Source organism: Methanonatronarchaeum sp. AMET-Sl, assembly GCF_029854155.1.
Taxonomy (GTDB): Archaea; Halobacteriota; Methanonatronarchaeia; order Methanonatronarchaeales; family Methanonatronarchaeaceae; genus Methanonatronarchaeum.
Map to the genome: position 1 here is coordinate 373,027 of NZ_CP122958.1, position 17,495 is coordinate 390,521.

The 17,495-nt window shown below is 36.8% G+C and carries 22 protein-coding genes, 1 tRNA gene and 1 pseudogene; 4 read left to right on the forward strand and 20 right to left on the reverse strand.

The annotated features are described in order from the left end of the window. Nucleotides 1-27 precede the first annotated feature (27 nt). The 16 genes and pseudogenes from rimI to QEN48_RS01885 form a co-directional block, all read right to left on the reverse strand. Nucleotides 28-510 carry a ribosomal protein S18-alanine N-acetyltransferase gene (gene rimI / locus QEN48_RS01815; protein ID WP_280108709.1) on the reverse strand — a complete coding sequence of 161 codons (483 nt, stop codon included), beginning with the start codon at nt 508-510 and terminating at the stop codon, nt 28-30. Nucleotides 511-735: 225 nt separating this feature from the next. After that, a complete protein-coding gene (locus QEN48_RS01820) occupies nt 736-933 on the reverse strand; it encodes a hypothetical protein (protein ID WP_280108710.1) in 198 nt (65 codons plus the stop codon). Nucleotides 934-1,324: 391 nt separating this feature from the next. Further along, on the reverse strand, nt 1,325-1,846 hold the full coding sequence (locus QEN48_RS01825) for a hypothetical protein (protein WP_280108711.1): 522 nt from the start codon (nt 1,844-1,846) through the stop codon (nt 1,325-1,327). A gap of 49 nt (nt 1,847-1,895) precedes the next feature. Then, nucleotides 1,896-2,087, reverse strand: a pseudogene (locus QEN48_RS07955) (RNA-guided endonuclease TnpB family protein); the annotation flags it as partial. A gap of 112 nt (nt 2,088-2,199) precedes the next feature. Then, nucleotides 2,200-3,777: a GTP-binding protein gene (locus tag QEN48_RS01830; RefSeq protein WP_280108712.1), complete on the reverse strand. Its 1,578-nt coding sequence runs from the start codon at nt 3,775-3,777 to the stop codon at nt 2,200-2,202. A gap of 6 nt (nt 3,778-3,783) precedes the next feature. After that, nucleotides 3,784-4,857, reverse strand: coding sequence for an NMD3-related protein (locus QEN48_RS01835; protein WP_280108713.1), 1,074 nt, complete (start codon nt 4,855-4,857; stop codon nt 3,784-3,786). A gap of 94 nt (nt 4,858-4,951) precedes the next feature. Further along, nucleotides 4,952-5,167 carry a hypothetical protein gene (locus QEN48_RS01840; RefSeq protein WP_280108714.1) on the reverse strand — a complete coding sequence of 72 codons (216 nt, stop codon included), beginning with the start codon at nt 5,165-5,167 and terminating at the stop codon, nt 4,952-4,954. Beyond that, nucleotides 5,164-5,340 (reverse strand): hypothetical protein, encoded by a 177-nt coding sequence (locus QEN48_RS01845; RefSeq protein ID WP_280108715.1) that lies wholly within the window; start codon nt 5,338-5,340, stop codon nt 5,164-5,166. Before QEN48_RS01845 ends, QEN48_RS01840 begins: the two co-directional genes overlap by 4 nt. Nucleotides 5,341-5,422: 82 nt before the next feature. Further along, nucleotides 5,423-6,016, reverse strand: a complete 594-nt coding sequence (locus tag QEN48_RS01850) for a DUF99 family protein (RefSeq protein WP_280108716.1) — start codon at nt 6,014-6,016, stop codon at nt 5,423-5,425. 4 nt (nt 6,017-6,020) lie between these two features. Next, complete coding sequence (locus QEN48_RS01855) at nt 6,021-6,293, reverse strand: DNA-directed RNA polymerase subunit L (RefSeq protein WP_280108717.1); 273 nt, start codon at nt 6,291-6,293, stop codon at nt 6,021-6,023. Next, nucleotides 6,293-6,865, reverse strand: coding sequence for an exosome complex RNA-binding protein Csl4 (locus QEN48_RS01860; RefSeq protein ID WP_280108718.1), 573 nt, complete (start codon nt 6,863-6,865; stop codon nt 6,293-6,295). The genes QEN48_RS01855 and QEN48_RS01860 overlap by 1 nt, the downstream gene beginning before the upstream one ends. 2 nt (nt 6,866-6,867) lie before the next feature. Beyond that, nucleotides 6,868-7,470 carry an METTL5 family protein gene (locus QEN48_RS01865; protein ID WP_280108719.1) on the reverse strand — a complete coding sequence of 201 codons (603 nt, stop codon included), beginning with the start codon at nt 7,468-7,470 and terminating at the stop codon, nt 6,868-6,870. Nucleotides 7,471-7,544: 74 nt separating this feature from the next. Continuing rightward, nucleotides 7,545-8,531: a diphthamide biosynthesis enzyme Dph2 gene (dph2, locus tag QEN48_RS01870; protein WP_280108720.1), complete on the reverse strand. Its 987-nt coding sequence runs from the start codon at nt 8,529-8,531 to the stop codon at nt 7,545-7,547. A gap of 19 nt (nt 8,532-8,550) precedes the next feature. After that, nucleotides 8,551-10,818 carry a phosphoenolpyruvate synthase gene (gene ppsA, locus QEN48_RS01875; RefSeq protein ID WP_347985122.1) on the reverse strand — a complete coding sequence of 756 codons (2,268 nt, stop codon included), beginning with the start codon at nt 10,816-10,818 and terminating at the stop codon, nt 8,551-8,553. Nucleotide 10,819: 1 nt separating this feature from the next. After that, nucleotides 10,820-11,263: a helix-turn-helix transcriptional regulator gene (locus tag QEN48_RS01880; protein ID WP_280108722.1), complete on the reverse strand. Its 444-nt coding sequence runs from the start codon at nt 11,261-11,263 to the stop codon at nt 10,820-10,822. Nucleotides 11,264-11,460: 197 nt separating this feature from the next. Next, complete coding sequence (locus tag QEN48_RS01885; protein ID WP_280108723.1) at nt 11,461-11,631, reverse strand: hypothetical protein; 171 nt, start codon at nt 11,629-11,631, stop codon at nt 11,461-11,463. Between the two features lie 456 nt (nt 11,632-12,087). Here QEN48_RS01885 and QEN48_RS01890 point away from each other — a divergent pair, with 456 nt between their 5' ends. From QEN48_RS01890 to QEN48_RS01905, 4 genes are all read left to right on the forward strand, one after another. Then, a complete protein-coding gene (locus QEN48_RS01890) occupies nt 12,088-12,270 on the forward strand; it encodes a ribbon-helix-helix domain-containing protein (RefSeq protein WP_280108724.1) in 183 nt (60 codons plus the stop codon). A gap of 65 nt (nt 12,271-12,335) precedes the next feature. Further along, entirely contained in the window at nt 12,336-12,944 is a 609-nt protein-coding gene (locus QEN48_RS01895) for a M48 family metalloprotease (protein WP_280108725.1), read from the forward strand. A 53-nt stretch (nt 12,945-12,997) separates the two neighbouring features. Beyond that, a tRNA-Val gene (locus tag QEN48_RS01900) sits at nt 12,998-13,071 on the forward strand. A 428-nt stretch (nt 13,072-13,499) separates the two neighbouring features. Next, on the forward strand, nt 13,500-14,075 hold the full coding sequence (locus QEN48_RS01905) for a class II aldolase/adducin family protein (protein ID WP_280108726.1): 576 nt from the start codon (nt 13,500-13,502) through the stop codon (nt 14,073-14,075). On the opposite strand, the gene QEN48_RS01910 is transcribed toward QEN48_RS01905, so the two are convergent. The 4 genes from QEN48_RS01910 to QEN48_RS01925 all read right to left on the reverse strand — a co-directional run bounded on the left by QEN48_RS01910 (nt 14,058) and on the right by QEN48_RS01925 (nt 17,432). Beyond that, a complete protein-coding gene (locus tag QEN48_RS01910) occupies nt 14,058-14,324 on the reverse strand; it encodes a UPF0147 family protein (RefSeq protein WP_280108727.1) in 267 nt (88 codons plus the stop codon). The genes QEN48_RS01905 and QEN48_RS01910 overlap by 18 nt on opposite strands. A gap of 132 nt (nt 14,325-14,456) precedes the next feature. Further along, nucleotides 14,457-15,137, reverse strand: a complete 681-nt coding sequence (purQ, locus tag QEN48_RS01915) for a phosphoribosylformylglycinamidine synthase subunit PurQ (RefSeq protein WP_280108728.1) — start codon at nt 15,135-15,137, stop codon at nt 14,457-14,459. Then, nucleotides 15,137-15,382: a phosphoribosylformylglycinamidine synthase subunit PurS gene (gene purS / locus QEN48_RS01920; protein ID WP_280109088.1), complete on the reverse strand. Its 246-nt coding sequence runs from the start codon at nt 15,380-15,382 to the stop codon at nt 15,137-15,139. The genes purQ and purS overlap by 1 nt, the downstream gene beginning before the upstream one ends. A gap of 154 nt (nt 15,383-15,536) precedes the next feature. Then, the gene (locus QEN48_RS01925) at nt 15,537-17,432 is read right to left on the reverse strand and encodes an ASKHA domain-containing protein (protein WP_280108729.1); all 1,896 of its coding nucleotides are present in this window, start codon (nt 17,430-17,432) and stop codon (nt 15,537-15,539) included. Nucleotides 17,433-17,495 lie beyond the last annotated feature (63 nt).

The window sequence follows — 17,495 nt, forward strand, 5'->3', positions numbered from 1 at the left end:
TATCTCTTTAGGTTGTGTTTCCTGAGTTTAGTGTTTGTTTCTTTCTGTTTCTTTGGTTTTTTGTTGTGTTTTTTTGGTCATGTAGTATGCGTCTTCTCCATTGTTGTAGTATTGTTTTTTTGTTTTTGTTTTTTGGAATCCTAGTTTTCTGTAGAATTTTATTGCTTTTTTGTTTGTTTTTTTGACTTCTAGGGATATTTTTTTGGTTTTTTGTTTTTTGGTTGTGTTTATTGCTTTTTTCAGTAGTTTGGTGCCGATTCCTTGTGATTGGTGTTCTGGGTCTATGGCTATTGATATTATTTTGGCGTTTTTGGTTGTTGTTGGTGTTATTATTACGTATCCGATGATTTTGTTTTGTTTTTCAACTACGTAAAAAATGTTTTTAGGTGTGTTGTATTCTAAAAAGGTGTATGGGTGGTATGATTCTTTGTTGAAAACTTTTGTTTCTATTTTGTTGATTTCTAGTAGGTCTTTTTGGTGGAATTGTCTTATTTTTGGTTTATCGTTCATCTACCTAGTCCCTAATTGTTTTTAGGGTTTATTTTTAGTTATTTTTATAGTGTTTACTGGGGTTACTGGGGTTGGTTTTTTGGTAACTGGTTTATGTTTTATTGTGGGGTTGTTTTGGGTTTTAAAAATTAGGGTTTTAGGGGGGTAGGGTCAGAACCGGAGGCGGGCGTTTATATGGCCCTCTGACCCTACTCCCGATTTATACAAGCTTTAAAGTTAATTTATTTAGTGTTTGTTTATTCTTTCTATTCTGGATTCTATGGAGTCGTGTATTGTGAGTGGGCAGTAGTTTGATGGTGTGGTTGCTTTAGTTTCTTTTTTTATTCTTTCTATTCGGGATTCCAGGGAGTCATGGATTTCTAGCGAGCATGGGTCTATGTGTTTTTTCTTGATGTATTTTTTTGTATTTGGTTTTGTTTTCATAATCTTCACCTTCTATTTAATGATTTAACGGCCCCACATATAAAGATTTTTAGAAATGAATAATCATTATAGATTAAATCTTTATTACAGTTACCTAGATTGTTTATTTCCTAAAAAAGTTGTTTAAAATCATTATATATCCTTAAAAATCATGAAGGTTTTTATTGGATTTTTCTGGAGCTCTTGAAATGAAAACAAAAAAATGGTTTGTTAAGTTTTTTCTTAACTTAGTTGGATGGATTGAAACAATTTATTTTGTTTTAATGGGTTATTTCTAGAAAATGCTTTTTTTCTTGTTTGATGTGGCTCTGCATTGTCCATTGAACTCGCATCGATGGCATCTGTCTTTATGATCGGTTGTTTTGGGTTTTCTTTCTTTATTTGAGATTTCCTATATCGCTTCTATCTGTTTTTCTATTTTTTCTCTCCAGATATCACTGAATCTCTCGATATAGATTACTTTGTAGTTTTTTTGGTTTCTGAGTTTAGCGTATAGGGTTCTGTTTGGATTGAATTTTTTTTCAAACATCACGCAGTATCCAAATACCTTTATTCTGTCGGGTGGGTATGGGACGTCACATGAATTGTTTTTAGTTATTATTATTCTGCAGTCCTCGATATGGATCTGGTCGATTCGGCCTGCAAGTTGTTTTCCTACGAGATGTACGTCACGGCCTATTAAAATCTCATCGGTCCCTTTTGTTCTCTTTAAGGCATCTTCGACAGTTATTTCAACGCTTGGTCTTTGTTTATTTTTTTCTGGATTTTCTTCCTCTTCAACATCTAGTAGGGGTTTGTTATCGTTGTATCCGGCCCGGAAATTATTAATTAGGTTTAAATAGAAACGCGTTTCACAGTAGTTGCATAACTTAAGCCACTGAATAGGTATTTTCCGGGCCATCCCAGTAGTCAATGTTCCTGTAAATCTTTAACTTTTAGGTGACACTGACATCCTCCCACGGCTAAAGCCGTGGGGTTCCCCCACTGGGGGTTGAACCCACGGATACGGAGAGGTTCGCAGGTTCGTCGTCACGTTGGACGATGACCTGCGTTTTGGGCTGTGCCAGTACAGCCCCCGCCTCGGACAGCGGTTTCGAGAACTTGCCCAAGGCTCGTTTACCAATATTCAGCGCACCGTTCTTGTCAGCGTTGTCAGTATATAGAGACTACTCACCTAAAGATGTTACGCAAGCATCCAACCCCAACCGTGGCTATGAATGTAAGAAACAGGTTTTTTGTTGGTGGTGGGTTAGGGGGGTTTGGTTGTTATTTGATTATTTGTTTGATTGTTCCAATTCCTTTGCTTTTTCCTTCTCTGAATATGAATTTCTGGCCTTTATGTACGTAGTGTGAGTTGAATTTGAATTTGAGTTTTGCTTCTGTTTTTTCTCCTGCTGTTATGTAGTCTCCTTTTATATCTGTGAACTTTGTTGCTTCTGATATTGTTTCTATGTGGATTACTGGTTCGTATCCTTCTTCTATTTTTGTTGGGTGGTTTAATACGACTATGTCAGCTATGAATTCTTTTACTGTTTCTGGGTTGGTTTGTGGTGAACATAATGCCATTCCTCTTTTTATGTCGATTTTTTCTGCTCCTTTTACTGATATGCCTACGATTTCTCCTGCTGATGCTTCTTCTACTCTGTGGTGGTGCATTTCGATGGTTTGTATCTTGACTTCTTTATATTCGTTGTCGATTGGTCCGAGTAGGGCTTTTTCTCCTGTTTTTATTTTACCGGTCATTACTGTGCCGCTGACGACTCGGCCGATGCCTGTTACTTTGTAGACTTTGTCTATATACATTCTGAATGGGCCTTGGCTTTGTTTCTGTCTTGGTGTTATGCAGTAGAATAAACGGTCGAGTAGGGGGATTCCTTCCATTGTTACGGCTGATGTCTTTATTATTGGGATTAATACGTCGTTTTGTTTGTTTATTATGGTTTGGATGTCTTTTTTGTCTTTTATTCTGTAGGGGACTTTCCCTACTTTTTTTATTAGGCGTGTTGTTTGTTCAAGAACCTCTTTGGTTCTTTCTGGTTCTACTAAATCGGTTTTTGTTATGGCTACTATTGTGGGGAGGTCCATAGCTAGTAGTATGCCTAGATGTTCTTTTGTGACGTGTGTTACTCCGTCGTCTGCTGCAACTACAAGTAGGCCGTAATCTAGTTTTTGTCCTACTATTCCTCTGATTGTTGTTCGTAACCAGGGTTCGTGGCCTACTGTATCGACGAAGGAGATGGCTTTAACTCCATTTGAGATTACTTCGCTTTTTTCTTGGTTGTTTAATGGGTTTTTTAGTTTTATTGGCTGTCCTTTTTCATCGAAACCGTATACTCCATAGCTGAGGTCGGCGCTTAGTCCTCGCTCTATTTCGTGGGGTTGTACATCGAAGTATGATCTGGCTTTGCCTGATCCGTTGTCGGGTTTTCCTGTTACTATTGCTCCGAGTAGGGTGCTTTTTCCATGGTCTACGTGGCCTGCTGTCCCTATTATTAGGTGTTCAAGTTGGTTGGATTTTGAGTTTATTTTTATGAGTCCTGTTTTTTTTCCGTCAACTGTTTGTGTTTTTGTTTCGACTATTTGGGCTCCTATGTCTTCTGCGATTTTATTTATGACTTCAGTTGTTTCATTGAATTCAGTTTTGTTTAGTCCGCGTATTGTGCCGTCGTCTCTAACTCCTATTATGTATCTGGCGGAGCCGTTACCCTCTAATAAACGGTATTTTAGTTGGCTTGCGAGACCCATCTTTCGGTCTGTGTTTAGGTGGATGTCTTTTTTTAGGATTTCTTTGAACTCGACATCCCCGTTCTCGCCTTTGTTTATTAGTTTTTTTAGTTCATTCATTCTCTTTTATTTAGTTTTGGATTTTGTTTTGGTAAATTTCTCTGGGATTAATAAATAGTCTTTATTGTGTTTGAATACTCCTTTTTCTGTTCCTTCATCCATTTTTTTAATGAAGGATGGTCTTTTTAGTTTTACGTTTGTATACTCGATTGGTTCAACGACCTGTACTACGTTTTCTGAAACCATTGAGATTACTCCTTTATCCACCTCTTGGAGGTTCCCGATTCTCTTTATTTCCTTGTCCTTCATGTGTTTCCAGTCGCTTCGGTATTGGTCTCCTGTTTCAAGCTCGATCCCTGTTATTGTTCGGCCTGTACCGGTTATCCCGACTGGTTTTTGATCTACGGTTATTATGTCTCCTTTTCTGAATGGAGGTAGTTTTAGGGAGTATGCTGTTCTATAGACTTTCTGTCCATCTTTTTCACCAATCAATGTGCCTGACTGGGTGTATGTGCCGCCATATCTTTTTTTAATTAATTTCGATATCTTTAATCCCAGTTGTTTTGTCCCGGTGTATATATCGAATCCACCATCTGTTTCTGCAACATCTGATATATAGGACATTCTTTCATCTATTCGTTCTCTTTCAGCTAGTTTTAATGCTGATTTATGGATTATGTTTATTTCTTGGTTGGATAACTCCATTCCAGGTCTTCTTACTTGAACTACGGATTCAAAATATCCTGCTGAAGCTTTGTTACATCTCTCACATGAGGTGTCTCTTATTCGAACAGTTGTTGGGAGGGTTGTTTGTATTGGTTTGTTTTCAATCGTTCCCGTAACCGTTACCTCTCCCTGGATAGGGTCGCTATCTATGTCTAGTGCTATAGCTATGTCGAGGTCTTCAACTAGCCTATGCACATGCAGTTCAGACATAACTGCCATCTCTGCAGAAATTAGTTTTTGGTTTTCCTCATGGTCTATCCATGTATCACCTTCTCTATGTGCCCCACACTTGACACATACATCTACGTCTACAAAGTCTGGTAATTTGACTACATCAACGTTTTTTAAAAAACATTCTCTACAAAGCCTGTTTTCGCCTGAGATTTCTTTACCACATGAAGGACAAAACATCATACTAGTATAAGGTTTACATCAAAAATAGCTTTTTTATAAAATAGTTATATAGAGTGCTAGAAATAGTAGGTTTTTGTTGTATATTTAGGTTTATTTAGAAGGGTTCGTATTTCGCAATTAATATCTGTATCTTGTTTTCAGAGTCTGTTTGGAGTATTATATATTGGTTTTGGTTTGTTATTTTGTATTTTTTGTTCGGTTCAAGTTGGTTTAATGTTTTTTTGTTTCCTTTCCAGATTGCTTTGAATGTTTCTTGATTTACTTTCTTGTCTGGTATGTTTTTTGTTATTTGGTTTATTGTCTTTGTCATTCTTGTGTCTCCCTCACTATCACTCTGTATGTGTCTCCTTTTTTAATTTCCGTTTGATGGGGTATCGTTATCCTTAGGTTTCCCAATCCTTGTTTGTTTATTAGTTCAACAGCTTTTCTGTCTCCAACTTCCTCTATCTCCTTTACTGTGAATTTCTCTCTATAGTTGATCATTTATTTCCCGCCCCTTACCATACCATACCTTACTTTACCTTACTTTACCTTACTTTAGTTTATTTGGGGTGTTTTGGTTGTTTTAGGCTCCTCCGTGTGAGTCTCCTGTGGATATTCCTGTTGCTATTAGGTGGGCGACTCTTATTGGTTCTGGGATTCTGCTTTTGGTTGATGTGTGTTTGGTTAGTTTTATTGCTGATTTTTTGTCGATTCCTTTGTATTGGATGTGGATTGGTTTTTCTTTGGGGTTTGGTGTTGTTTTTACTTTTTGGGGTTTTCCTGCTTTTTTAATGTGTTTCCATCGTGTTTCTGGGTTTGGTAGGTTTTGTATTGCTTTTTTTATTTCTTTGAAGTTTGGTTTTTTTCTGGATGCTACAATCACTGGTTTGTTTGTTTTTTGGTGTAGTTGTTCTATGTCTACGGTGTTCATTCCGCCGTAGGTTATTCCATCTAAAAAAATGACTCTTATTTGGTCGTGGTGTCTGGAGTTTAGGGTCATTTGGCTTATTTTCTGGGTGGCGTCTAATCCATCGATTTTTATGTCTGTTCTTGTTACGCCATCGATCCATGAGCCACCGCGGAAAACGGTTCCCACGACTATTGTTTTTTGGTTTTTGTTTTTTTGGTAGGGGCCGTCATCGACCCCGAGGACTCGGATTTCTCCTTTTATATTCATGTGTTTATGTTTTAGAAAACTGTTTTTCTATGTCTTTGAATTCGTTTATTGTGTTTTCTATGATGTCGTTGATTGTTTCGTAAAGTTTTTCTCCTTCTTTTACTTTTATGTGGAGTACTGGGTCGCTTAGTGTTGGGTGGTCTATGTTGTATGAGGCTATTTCAACTCTTGGGTCTTTTAGGAAAATTGATTTCATTAGGTTTGCGATTGTGTGGTCTTGGCCTATTAGTGATATCTTGATTTCTCTATCGGTTTCTTCAAGTATGTCTAATTCCATTATTTAATCTCCTTACCGAAGAGTGAGGATATTTTTCTGGTTTCTACTGCTCCACAGCTACGGCATTTAAGTTTTCCATTATCGGTTTTCTTTAGGTATCCATTGCATTTTGTGCATTTGGCGCTTAAGACCCCTAGTTGTGGTTCGTTTGTGGTGAGGTCTATTGCACCGGGTTTTTCAACTATTATTTTGGCTCTAACTATGTCTCCGGTTCTGAATTTGTTTTCAAGGTTTTTTACGTAGTCATCGCTTACGTTTGATACGTGTATAGCTCCTACTTCGTTTACAGCTATCTCTCTGTCTTCGCTTCCTACAAGACTGGCGATGTTGATGAGGACTATTGAATCTTTTACGTCTCTCACTCTACCGATTATTTCATCGCCTTTTTCAGGGACTGGTGGGATGGATGTTTTTGGCTCTACCCATACAGACCTATCTTCCTCGTTGACTCGGACTATACCGGTCAGTGAGGAGTATACATTACCGTTTTTTTCATATGTTCCTTCTTTCCCAGTGAATTCCTCGGATGTGCCGATGAACTCACCTGGGGTTGTAAAATTATCATTAATCATTGTCAACTGTCTCTAATAAATTTATAAAGATTAACCTTAACAGGTTTCTGTTTCTTTTTATGAAAGTTAAATGTTCTCCCTATTGGGAATAAGATGGTTGTCATCTCAACAATCTGTCCACCATGTTCTCTAACATATTTTTCGACAAAATCTCTGGTTCCTTGGTTGTGGATTGAGTAGGTTGTTTTTGCGGTGTTTAATGCTGTTTTTATGAATGGTCTGTCGCTTCCTTTGGATTGTGCTCCAAAAGGTGGGTTTTGTAATACTGTGTCGCTATATCCCTTAAACTCTGAGACATCTTTTTGTATCCACTCTACATCTACGTTTAGTTTCTCGCTGTTTTGTTTGGCGATCTCTATTGCTTTTGGGTCGATATCGACTCCAACTACTTTTTCTGCATCCATTAGTTTTGCAGCAATTGCGAATGCACCGGTTCCACATCCAAGGTCTATTACTTTCTGGTTTTTTATGTTGCCTTGCATGTATGCGAGATGTACTATCGATGCTACTATGCCAGGGGGGGTTTGGTATTGTTCTAACTTTGGGTCAGGGTTTTTGAAGCCATTTAGTGTTGTTAGTTTTATCTCAAGTTGTTTTTTGTTCATCCCTGCACTCTCTAATTTATCTTAATGTTTTTTCAAACATTTTTTTAATATAGATATGTAAGTTAGATGTTTATTCACTGTCTTCTTATTTCATCGAATTCGAGGTTGCTCCAATCTCTGTCGCCAACCAATATTTCATGTTCTGTTGGGGTTAGGATTGGTTGTTTATATTTTTTGTGGTCGTCGTATGTGATTCGGGGGCAACCTGTGTTTATGTATGCGTCGTATCCGAGTTGTAGTAATCGGTTTGGGGATACTTCCTCCATTGTTACTACAGATGCTTTGTATCCTTCTTTTTTTAATCTTTCTTTAATTTTTAGGGCTAGTTTTTTTCTTGTTTGACCTGTTTTTGTTGAGAGTATCACTCCGAAAGAACTGGCTTTTTGGGCTTTTGCTATTGTGGCGTATCTTTTTTTTATGAAAAGATCTGTGTTTTCTATTTCTCTTATTTCCTGTCTTTCTGGATCGATTATGATGACTGGTTTGTTTGTTGAGTATGCTATTCCTGTTGGATGGAAGTTTCCTGTACCTATAAATAGGTATTTGTCTACGTCTATTTCGGTTGCTGAGAAATTACATCCTAATACTTGGCCTGGGTTGGCGATTGCTTTATCGCCTTCACCGATCACTGGGTTTATTTTTTGTTTAGGTAGTTTTTTCTTGATTTCTGGGAGTAGGTGGTGGTGTTGGACTGTTGTTATTAATCCAATATCTCCAGAACCTATTTTGTCTATTGCTTTTTCTATTAATCTATCGATCTCTATCTCCATTGGTATGTCGAAGTATACTACGTCTATTTCTGTGTTTAGTGGTATCTCTGAGTGGCCTAAATGTATTATTAGGTCGACCCCGAGTTTTTTTAGTTCCCAATCCTCGAGGTCGCATGCTCCATAGCAGGGGTCGCCTGATATCAATACGTGTGTATCTGTTTTTGTTTCGATTGTATTGCTGATTTTCTGTGCTTTTCTTTTGAGTCCTTCTGGCATTTGTATTGAGACGAGTTCTGGGTTTTTTTCCCGGATTTTTTCGGTGATTTTGTCGATCGGTATTTTATGGGTCATCTGTTTTTTTGGTGTTTTTTTATTTCCGGACAGAGTCTAACAATATTTGTTTTTCTTTTTTGGCTACTGTTTGTCGTATTTCTTCGACTGAGTCGATGTTTGCTGAAACGCTTGATATGCCCATTCTTACTAACTGGCCTACTATGTCTGGATAGCTTCCTGCTTGTCCACAGATTGAGGTTTTTACGTCGGCTTCATTGCATTTCTCTATTACTCTTTTAATTAGTTTGAGTACTGCTGGATGTCTTTCGTCATAGATATTGGATACTATTTCGTTGTTTCTGTCAACTGCTAATGTGTATTGGGTTAGGTCGTTTGTTCCAAAGCTTACGAAATCGATGTCTTCTTTGATTATGTCTTCTATTATTAATGCAGCTGCTGGTGTTTCTACCATAATTCCGAAGTCTATTTTTTCTATATCGAGTTCTTGGTTTTTCATCATTTCTTTGGCTTTTGCTACTTCTTTTGGGTGTTGTATTAATGGTAGCATTAATCCAAGGTTGGTATATCCTTTTTCGTAGAGTTTTTTGATTGCTTTTATCTGCATTCTGAATATTTCTTGGTATTGGAGGTCTCTTCGTATTCCTCTGAATCCTAGCATTGGGTTGTGTTCTTGAGGTTCTCTATCTCCGCCTTCTAGGCTTCGGAATTCATCTGTTGGTGCGTCCAGTGTACGGATCCAAACTGGTTTTGGATAGAATTCGTCGGCTACTTTTCTTATTCCATTTTCCAGTTCTTTTACGAATAGTTCTTCTTCTCCTTTCTCTGCATATGACTGTGGATGTCGGTTTAGTCCTAGTACTAGGTGTTCTATTCTTAGTAGGCCGACTCCATCTGCTCCTGTTTGGGCTGCACGTTCAGCTGCTTCTGGGATTGAGACGTTTACTTTTATGTCTGTTGCGGTTACTGTGTTGGTTACTGTTTTAACAGTTTTTTCTTGGGTTTTCTGTGTTTTTTGTTCCTTGATTTTGCCTTTGTATATCTTTCCTTTTTCACCATCGACGGTTACTTCCTGACCATCTTTCAATGTCTTGCTTGCTCCGTTTGCTCCTACTACTGCTGGTGTGCTTAGTTCTCTTGAGACAATTGCTGCGTGACATGTTAGACCTCCTTCATCTGTTACGATTGCTGATGCTTTTTTCATTGCTGGAACCATATCTGGGGTTGTCATTGATGTTACGAGTATGTCTCCTTCTTTCACTTTGTCCAGTTCATCTAGGTTTTTAACTATTTTTACTGTTCCAGCTCCGACTCCTGGAGATGCTCCAAGGCCTTCTAATATTATTTTTCCTGTAGATGCTTTGTTTTCTGGTATTTTTTCGTCTGTTATTGTTGTTATAGGTCTTGATTGGAGCATGTATATTTCGTTGTCTTCTATTGCCCACTCTACGTCCTGAGGTGTTTCGTAGTGTATTTCTACTCCTTCTCCCATTTTGGCTAGTTCGGTTATTTCTTCATCTGTTAGTGTTGGTTTGTTTTGCATGTCTTCTGGGACTTCTATGTGTCTTGTTTCTCCGGTTTCGGGGTCTCGGTCGAACATGGTTCTTTTTGTGGATATGTCTTTTTTCTTAACTTTGAATCCATTTTTGTCTACGATGTAGTGGTCGGGTGAGACTGATCCTGATACTACTCCTTCTCCTAATCCCCATCCTGCTTCTATTATTACTTCGTTTTCTCCTGTTGTTGGGTGTGAGGTGAATATGACTCCTGCTTTTTCTGCGTTGACCATTCTTTGGACTACTACTGCTATATTTACTTTTGAGTGTTCGAAGTCTTGTTTTTCTCTATAGAAAATAGCTCTAGCGGTGTATAGGGATGCCCAGCATTCTTTTATTTTTTTCATTACTTTTTCTTCGCCTCTGATGTTGAGGAATGTTTCTTGTTGTCCGGCGAAGCTTGCGTCTGGTAGGTCTTCTGCTGTTGCTGATGATCTTATTGCTACGAATTCATTCTTTCCTTCAGCTTTTTCTGATATTTCTTTGTAGGCTTCATTTACTTTTTTTCTTATGTCGTTGGGTGTTTCTGTTTGTATTATTATTTCTTTGATTTTTTCGCTTGCTTTCTGTAGTTCATCTGAGTTATCGACGTTTGTTTCGTCTAGTATCTGGAATATTTTTTTGTCTATTCCGCTGTCGACTATGAATCTACGGAATGTTTCTGCTGTCACTACGAATGCATCTGGGACTGGGAGTTCTGCTTGTTTCATCTCTCCCAGACTCGCTCCTTTTCCGCCTACAAGCTCTATATCTGTGTTGTCTACTTCATCTATCCAAGCTATAATCAATATTTCATACCTCCAGGGATTTCAGAACTTCTTTCTTCTTTTTATCGTAACTGTCAAGTGATGACACAGCTATTTCCTCAAAGTGGTCTCTGTTTACATCGAGCTCCATGGCGATTCTTTCTAGGTAGGGAAGATCGATTTTACTTCCCATTCTTTCGCTTTTTGCGAAATAGCATTTTACTGCTCTGGATAGCACTATTATTCCTGTAAATGACCTGATGAATCTGTAGGATGGATCAAGTTTGTCGTTTTCTATTCTTGACACCGTTTCTCTTGATACTCCGGTTATATTGCTCACCTGGCTTTGTGTCAAGGCTGTTTTTGCTCTATATTTTTTCACCATACTACCTGGACTGCCAGAGAGCAGGATTGATCCGGCTACTTCTTGGGCGTATTTTTTTGCCCAGTCTGGAAGGAAAACGCTGTCATCTTTAACTTCAACTGACATGTGAACACTTGGTTTTTAGTGGTTTGACTAACATTTAAATATTTTGATGTCTTGTGATTGAAAAATCACATAAAACAAGTTATGATGTGGAATATCTCCAAAAAAACCACACGAAACAAAACAAAAAATAGATATATGAAAAATAAATCACAAAAAAATAGAGAGAGGTGGGTGTAAAAATGAAACACCCAAAAAAATTATTTTCTTAAAAACCTACCTCCAAAATTCAGTTTCTCTCCGCTAACCAATGCATCACAGAAAGGACAGTAATCAAACTCTTCCTCATCGTTCCAGACTGTCCCGCAGGTAGTGCAAATCCTACCAAAACTCATGAAAATAAGGCCTTCTAGAGGATTTGAATCTCTCAATCTCTTTACCTCCTTATCCTCATCAAAACAACATCATTTTCTGGATACAATTGATAATGGAATCCAAGTTCTCGAACCAACGAATCAACCTGATCCAGCTTCTCCATCGACAGACTATCTCTGAACTCTAGGTACACTGTTTTACCGAGTGCATTTCTCTTCAGAATTATCTTAACACTATCGCCAAGATGTCTGTCAAGAAGGTTAAAAACCTCAATTGGCTTGGATATACATAACACCTCAAGCCAAAACCAAAAAATATTCACACAAACAATGCGGTGAAAAGAGCGGAGCAAAGTTTTTCTTCCTCAATGGCGTTATCCGAGGTAAGTCACCGTTCTTTACTATATTATTTCCTTTACAAAAACACTGCATTAAGTTTACTATTTACAACAACACAATATAAATATTACTATAGTAAGACTATAATAAGACAAAGTTTTAGGAAACAAATAGGTGAAACCAAAAATGGGCCACAAAAGAATAACAATAAGAATGAACAACTACCTAATAGAACAAATCGACAAACAAATCGAACAAAACAAATTCACAAACAGAAGCGAAGTAATAAGAACAGCAACACAAGAATTCATAACCAGACAACAAATAAAAAACGAAAAACCAAAACAAAACAAATAAAAAAACTCCACACGAAACAAAGGACCATAAAACCCAAAAAGAAAGTATAAAACAGATTGATACAAATGCTTGGATATAAAATCAAAGACATCAAAGAAAACACACGATTAAACGAACTATTCCAATACTACAAAATTAAAAAACCAAAACTAATCATATCACCAAACAAAACACTCAACGCAAGATCAATATTCTTTCTAAAATCATACATCCTAATAAACAAAGGACTACTACAAGAACTAGAAAAAGAAGAAATATTCGCAGTAATACTCCACGAAATAGGCCACTCAAAAACAAAAACACTCTCCCTAATATTAACACTACTAACCCTAATCTACGCAACAATAATCACAACAACAACATACCTACTAATAACAAACATCCCAAACCCAACAATAACAACACTCACAATAACAACACTAGCAATAACCAGAATAATACTACCAAAAACAATAACCAAAATATCCCAAAAAATCGAATACAACTGCGACAAATATGCAGCACAAAAACTGAGACAAAACAAAACCTGGCTAATATCTGCACTTAAAAAAATACAAAACAAAACAAACCAACAAACAGACAAGAGGACAACAACACTATACTACATACTCTTCCACCCATTCTCAACCCACCCAACATTCCAAAAAAGAATACAAAGAATACAAAAAGAATGAAAAACACCAACAAAAATATATGGAAGTACCTGAAATCAAATAACAAGCAAGATGGGCCTGTGGTCTAGTCGGTCATGACGTCGCCTTGACATGGCGGAGGTCACCGGTTCGAATCCGGTCGGGCCCACTAAAACTGATTTTAACAGAAATATAATTGCGATAATACAGGTAAAACAATATTAATTCTCCAGTTGAAACAAAGGGGTCCTAAAACAGTTTATTTTTCTTAAAATTAAGATTACGTATTTTTTTGGTCAATTTAGTTTATTTTCAAAAAGTTGTTTTGTTTTTCTTTAAAATTTAAAATCTATAGGATTATAGTTGACCCCCACCCCTTCGTTTCAAGTGCAAACTAGGAAATGAGTAGGTTGATATTATTATTAATTATTATTAAAATGTACCACGGTTAACTATGAACTTTAAGTATATAAATCTTTCTAACTATATTATATAAATAAAATAAATAAAAACAACTAAAAATGGATATTTCAAACCTTTTTTCAAATAAGTTAATTGAATAATAAAAATTAAATTAGATTAATAGGATCAATTTCAATGAATATAGTTTCCCAAATAATAGATAAAACCAGTAATCTAGAAAGCGGTTGTTTCTTCCCTGGCTACAGTGGAAATATAAGTAATTGTAGTGAAGGCTATCTACTAATAACCTCCTCAGGCTCCAATATCTCAAAATTATCAAAAAAAGATTTTGTTTTCTTCAGGTGTTCAGAACAAAGTTTCCAGTTGAAACGAAGGGGTGGGGGTCAAGAACCATCCAGTGAGTCTCCTCTTCACATAAAAACATATCAAAAAACTGGACCCGGTTTCATAGTTCATTCCCATCCTGAATACTCAGTTGTAATATCACAAAAAAGAGATTCTCTAAAGTTGAGGAGTGAAGGAGCAAGAGACTTAATTGGAAAAGAAATAGAGATTATTCCAGAAATTACTGCAGGCTCAATTGATTTGGCTGAAGAAGTATCTAATTATCTAAAGAATAATGAAGTGGCCCTTGTTAGGAACCATGGATTGTTTGTAAAATCAATAAATATAGAGAGGGCTTGTAAATTGACTGAATTGGTTGAAAGGAATGCAAAACAAATTTATTTAGAGTCAGTTATCGACAGTTAATCCCTCAAGAATTGAGATTGCATTCCATATTTCAGTTCTAGCGTGAACAGGTATGTTTGGATCTTCGTTCACTTCATTTAATTCAGATATTGCGTTTGTTGCTCGAACTGTTAGGTCTTCATCCCCCTGCATCTCTGTTTTAGCGTTTTTTGCAGCTCTTCTAATATTTTTAGGAATTGAATTATCATTTATTATTTTATCAAGAACGTTAAAACATCTTTCAATTTCTTCTTTGTTATCTTGGCTCATAATATATCAACCTCATTAATCAGCGAAGTAAGAACTAAAGGTTATTAGTTATTAATCCTTTTATCTTTTTCGAGGAAATTAACCAATCTATTCCTTTTAAAATATACGGCTTTTCTTAGGTTTTCCTTTTCATCATAGTATTGATTTTAGTATTTTCAAACCATCGTTAGAACCTAATGTTTTTTTCGATGCTCTTTCAGGATGGGGCATTAAACCTAAGACGTTTTTTTCTTCGTTTAACAAACCGGCGATGTTTTCCTTAGATCCATTTGGATTTGATTTTTGGTTTGTGTTGCCGTTTTTATCTGAATATTTTAATGCAATCTGGTTGTTTTCTTCAACCTGTTTTAATGTTTTTTCATTTGCGTAATAATTTCCTTCTTTATGGGCTATTGGGATTTTAAGAACTTTGTTTTCATTGTAATTTGATGTAAACACAGAGTCTTGGTTCTCTATTTTTAGGTGGGTTGTTTGACACCTGAATTTAGGGTATTTGTTTATCATTAAAGTACCTGGAAGTAATCCAACCTCTGTTAACATCTGGAATCCATTGCATATTCCGATAACATGGCCTCCATTTTCTGCATATTTTTTAATTGACTGCATAATTGGTGTTCTTGCTGCTATCGCCCCTGCCCTAAGGTAATCTCCATAAGAAAAACCACCGGGCAATATTATTCCGTCATAATCTTTTTCAAGTTCTTCTTTAAACCAAATTAATTCAACATTAGCTCCAAGTATCTCTTCATACACTTTTTTAACATCGAGGTCACAGTTTGACCCAGGGAACTTTATTATCGCTATTCTTGACATCAATCCACCCTTATTTCGTAGTTATGTATTACTGGGTTTGCCAGTAATCTTTGACACATCTCATCAACATTTTCAATTACTTCATCCCTAGAACCGCCTTCGATTTCAAGATATATTTTCTTACCCACCATAGCTTCATTAACTTCATTATAGCCAAGTAGATTCAATGATCTCTTAATTGTGTCTCCTTCAGGGTCAAGCATTCCATCTTTAAGTTTTATGTCTACAGTAACTTCGTAGGTTATATAAAAACCCCCTTATTTAGATTGAGATTTTTCTGAATATACTTCATTCTATCGATAGAAAAAATAACTGTAAAAAATAAAAAAAATAATTAACCAAAAAATAGTTTTTTTGGGTTTGATTATTTAAGGAGGGAGGTGGAGGAGGGGTTTGGGGTTATCGGCAGGTTCTTAGTTCTTGGATTTTTTCGTAGTTTGGGTATTTTGTCATATCCATGTGTGGGAAGTATTGGCCTCGTGCGAACTCCATTTCAAAATCTTTGTGGGTTGCTAATCTATAGTATTTTATTAGGTTTGGTAGTTCTCTTGCTTCTTGTCTTTTTTCTTGGTCTATTAATGCTAGTCTTGCTCCAACTCCTGCTGCGTTTCCAGCCATCTTTATGTCGTCTATGTCTACTTCTGGGAAAAGTCCTATTGTTAGTGCTGAGATTTTGTCTATGTAGTTTCCAAAAGCTCCGGCTAACATTATTTCATCTGGTTTTTTGATTCCAAGTTCGTCCATTAGTACGTGGGCTCCTGCACATATTGCTCCTTTGGCGAGTTGTACTTCTCTTATATCTTGGTTTGTGATTGTTACGTCGTGGTCTGAGTTGTATTCAGATTTATACGCTAAGACATATTCCATTCCTGATTCGTTTGGACGTAAACGGTCTGTGTCTACGTTTTTGTTGAATGTACCATCTCTGTTTATTACACCGGTGCTAACCAGTTCGGCTACTGCATCGATTATTCCAGAGCCACAGATTCCTTTTGGTGGTTTGTTACCGATAATATCTAGTTTTGGCTCTAATTCTTTATTTATCTCTATATATTGTATTGCTCCGGGGGCGGCTCTCATTCCATATTTTATGGAGGCTCCTTCTAATGCTGGTCCAGCTGCACAAGAGGCACCGATTAATCTTTCTTTGTTTCCAAGGACTATTTCTCCGTTTGTTCCAACGTCTATCATCAGTTGTATTGGATCTTGTTTGTGTGGTGTAGTGGTTAGTAGACAACCTATTGTATCTGCGCCCATCCATCCACTTACGGTTGGCATTACGTGTATGTTTCCATCTTCGTATATATTGACGCCTGTTTCATTTGGAGTTAGGTTTACTGAGTCTCTAAGGCCTTGTACATAAGGTGATTTTGATATGAATTCGGAGTGGATTCCGGCGAATATATGATGCATGCCTGTGTTTCCAACTACTGTTATTTCAAGTATTTCTTCTTGTTTTATGTTGTTGTCTTTGCAGAGTTTTGATATTAATCTGTTTACTCCATCGATTATGGCTTCTTGCATTTTCTGCATACCATTTTTTTCGTTGAATGTGATTGTAACTCGGGTCATAACATCTTCGCCGTATTTTATTTGGGGGTTCATTTCAGATGCAGTGTCTATGATATCCCCTGTCATCATATCTATTAGGTAGGCTACTACTGTTGTGGTTCCTATGTCGAATGCAACTCCATAATATTCTTCTTGGTGTCCGTCTTCTATTTTGATGATTTTGTCTTTGTTTAGGGTTATTGTGAATTTTGTTTTGAATCTACCTAGGTCGTTTCTTAGTTTTTTGGGGAGTTTTCTCAGTGTGTTTATTGAGATATGGTTTGTTTCGATGTTGTATTCTTTTTTAATTATTTTCTTCAGTCTCTCGAAGTCGGATAGATCGTCTTCTAGTGAGGGTTTGTCTGGTTTAACTTGGTATTTGGTGATTGTTGGGTTTAGTTCTACATCGACTTCAAGGCCTTCTTCAAGTATTACTTGTTTGTCTCTACGGCTTTTGCTTGGTATTGAGGCTTTTATCTCTGTCTTTGTGTTTTTGATTTTTGCGGCGCAGGCATATCTATAGCCTTCTTCTATTTCTTCTGTGCAGAGGTCTTCTTTTTCTTCGGAAATTAGGGGTGATAGGGAGTCCATACCTTCTTCGATTTTTATTATGCATTTTCCGCAGGTTCCTTTTCCACCGCAATCTGATTTTATATCTATGCCTGCTTTATCTGCTGCGTCTAGTATTGTTTTCCCTTCTTCTATTTTGATGGTTTTTCCATCGGGTTCAAATTTTATTTTCAAGTTTTTTACTTCCTGGAGGTCAGTTTGGTATCACCCTTCTTTTTCCTCCACCTATATGTTTTT

Coding starts and splice junctions, on each gene's coding strand:
- QEN48_RS01835 (WP_280108713.1), bottom strand. CDS start 4,857: ATGATGTTTTGTCCTTCATGTGGTAAAGAAATCTCAGGCGAAAACAGG.
- QEN48_RS01845 (WP_280108715.1), bottom strand. CDS start 5,340: ATGATCAACTATAGAGAGAAATTCACAGTAAAGGAGATAGAGGAAGTT.
- QEN48_RS01905 (WP_280108726.1), top strand. CDS start 13,500: ATGAATATAGTTTCCCAAATAATAGATAAAACCAGTAATCTAGAAAGC.
- QEN48_RS01820 (WP_280108710.1), bottom strand. CDS start 933: ATGAAAACAAAACCAAATACAAAAAAATACATCAAGAAAAAACACATA.
- QEN48_RS01865 (WP_280108719.1), bottom strand. CDS start 7,470: ATGAACAAAAAACAACTTGAGATAAAACTAACAACACTAAATGGCTTC.
- QEN48_RS01895 (WP_280108725.1), top strand. CDS start 12,336: ATGCTTGGATATAAAATCAAAGACATCAAAGAAAACACACGATTAAAC.
- QEN48_RS01910 (WP_280108727.1), bottom strand. CDS start 14,324: ATGAGCCAAGATAACAAAGAAGAAATTGAAAGATGTTTTAACGTTCTT.
- rimI (WP_280108709.1), bottom strand. CDS start 510: ATGAACGATAAACCAAAAATAAGACAATTCCACCAAAAAGACCTACTA.
- QEN48_RS01840 (WP_280108714.1), bottom strand. CDS start 5,167: ATGACAAAGACAATAAACCAAATAACAAAAAACATACCAGACAAGAAA.
- QEN48_RS01855 (WP_280108717.1), bottom strand. CDS start 6,293: ATGGAATTAGACATACTTGAAGAAACCGATAGAGAAATCAAGATATCA.
- QEN48_RS01880 (WP_280108722.1), bottom strand. CDS start 11,263: ATGTCAGTTGAAGTTAAAGATGACAGCGTTTTCCTTCCAGACTGGGCA.
- dph2 (WP_280108720.1), bottom strand. CDS start 8,531: ATGACCCATAAAATACCGATCGACAAAATCACCGAAAAAATCCGGGAA.
- QEN48_RS01860 (WP_280108718.1), bottom strand. CDS start 6,865: ATGATTAATGATAATTTTACAACCCCAGGTGAGTTCATCGGCACATCC.
- QEN48_RS01830 (WP_280108712.1), bottom strand. CDS start 3,777: ATGAATGAACTAAAAAAACTAATAAACAAAGGCGAGAACGGGGATGTC.
- purQ (WP_280108728.1), bottom strand. CDS start 15,137: ATGTCAAGAATAGCGATAATAAAGTTCCCTGGGTCAAACTGTGACCTC.
- QEN48_RS01850 (WP_280108716.1), bottom strand. CDS start 6,016: ATGAATATAAAAGGAGAAATCCGAGTCCTCGGGGTCGATGACGGCCCC.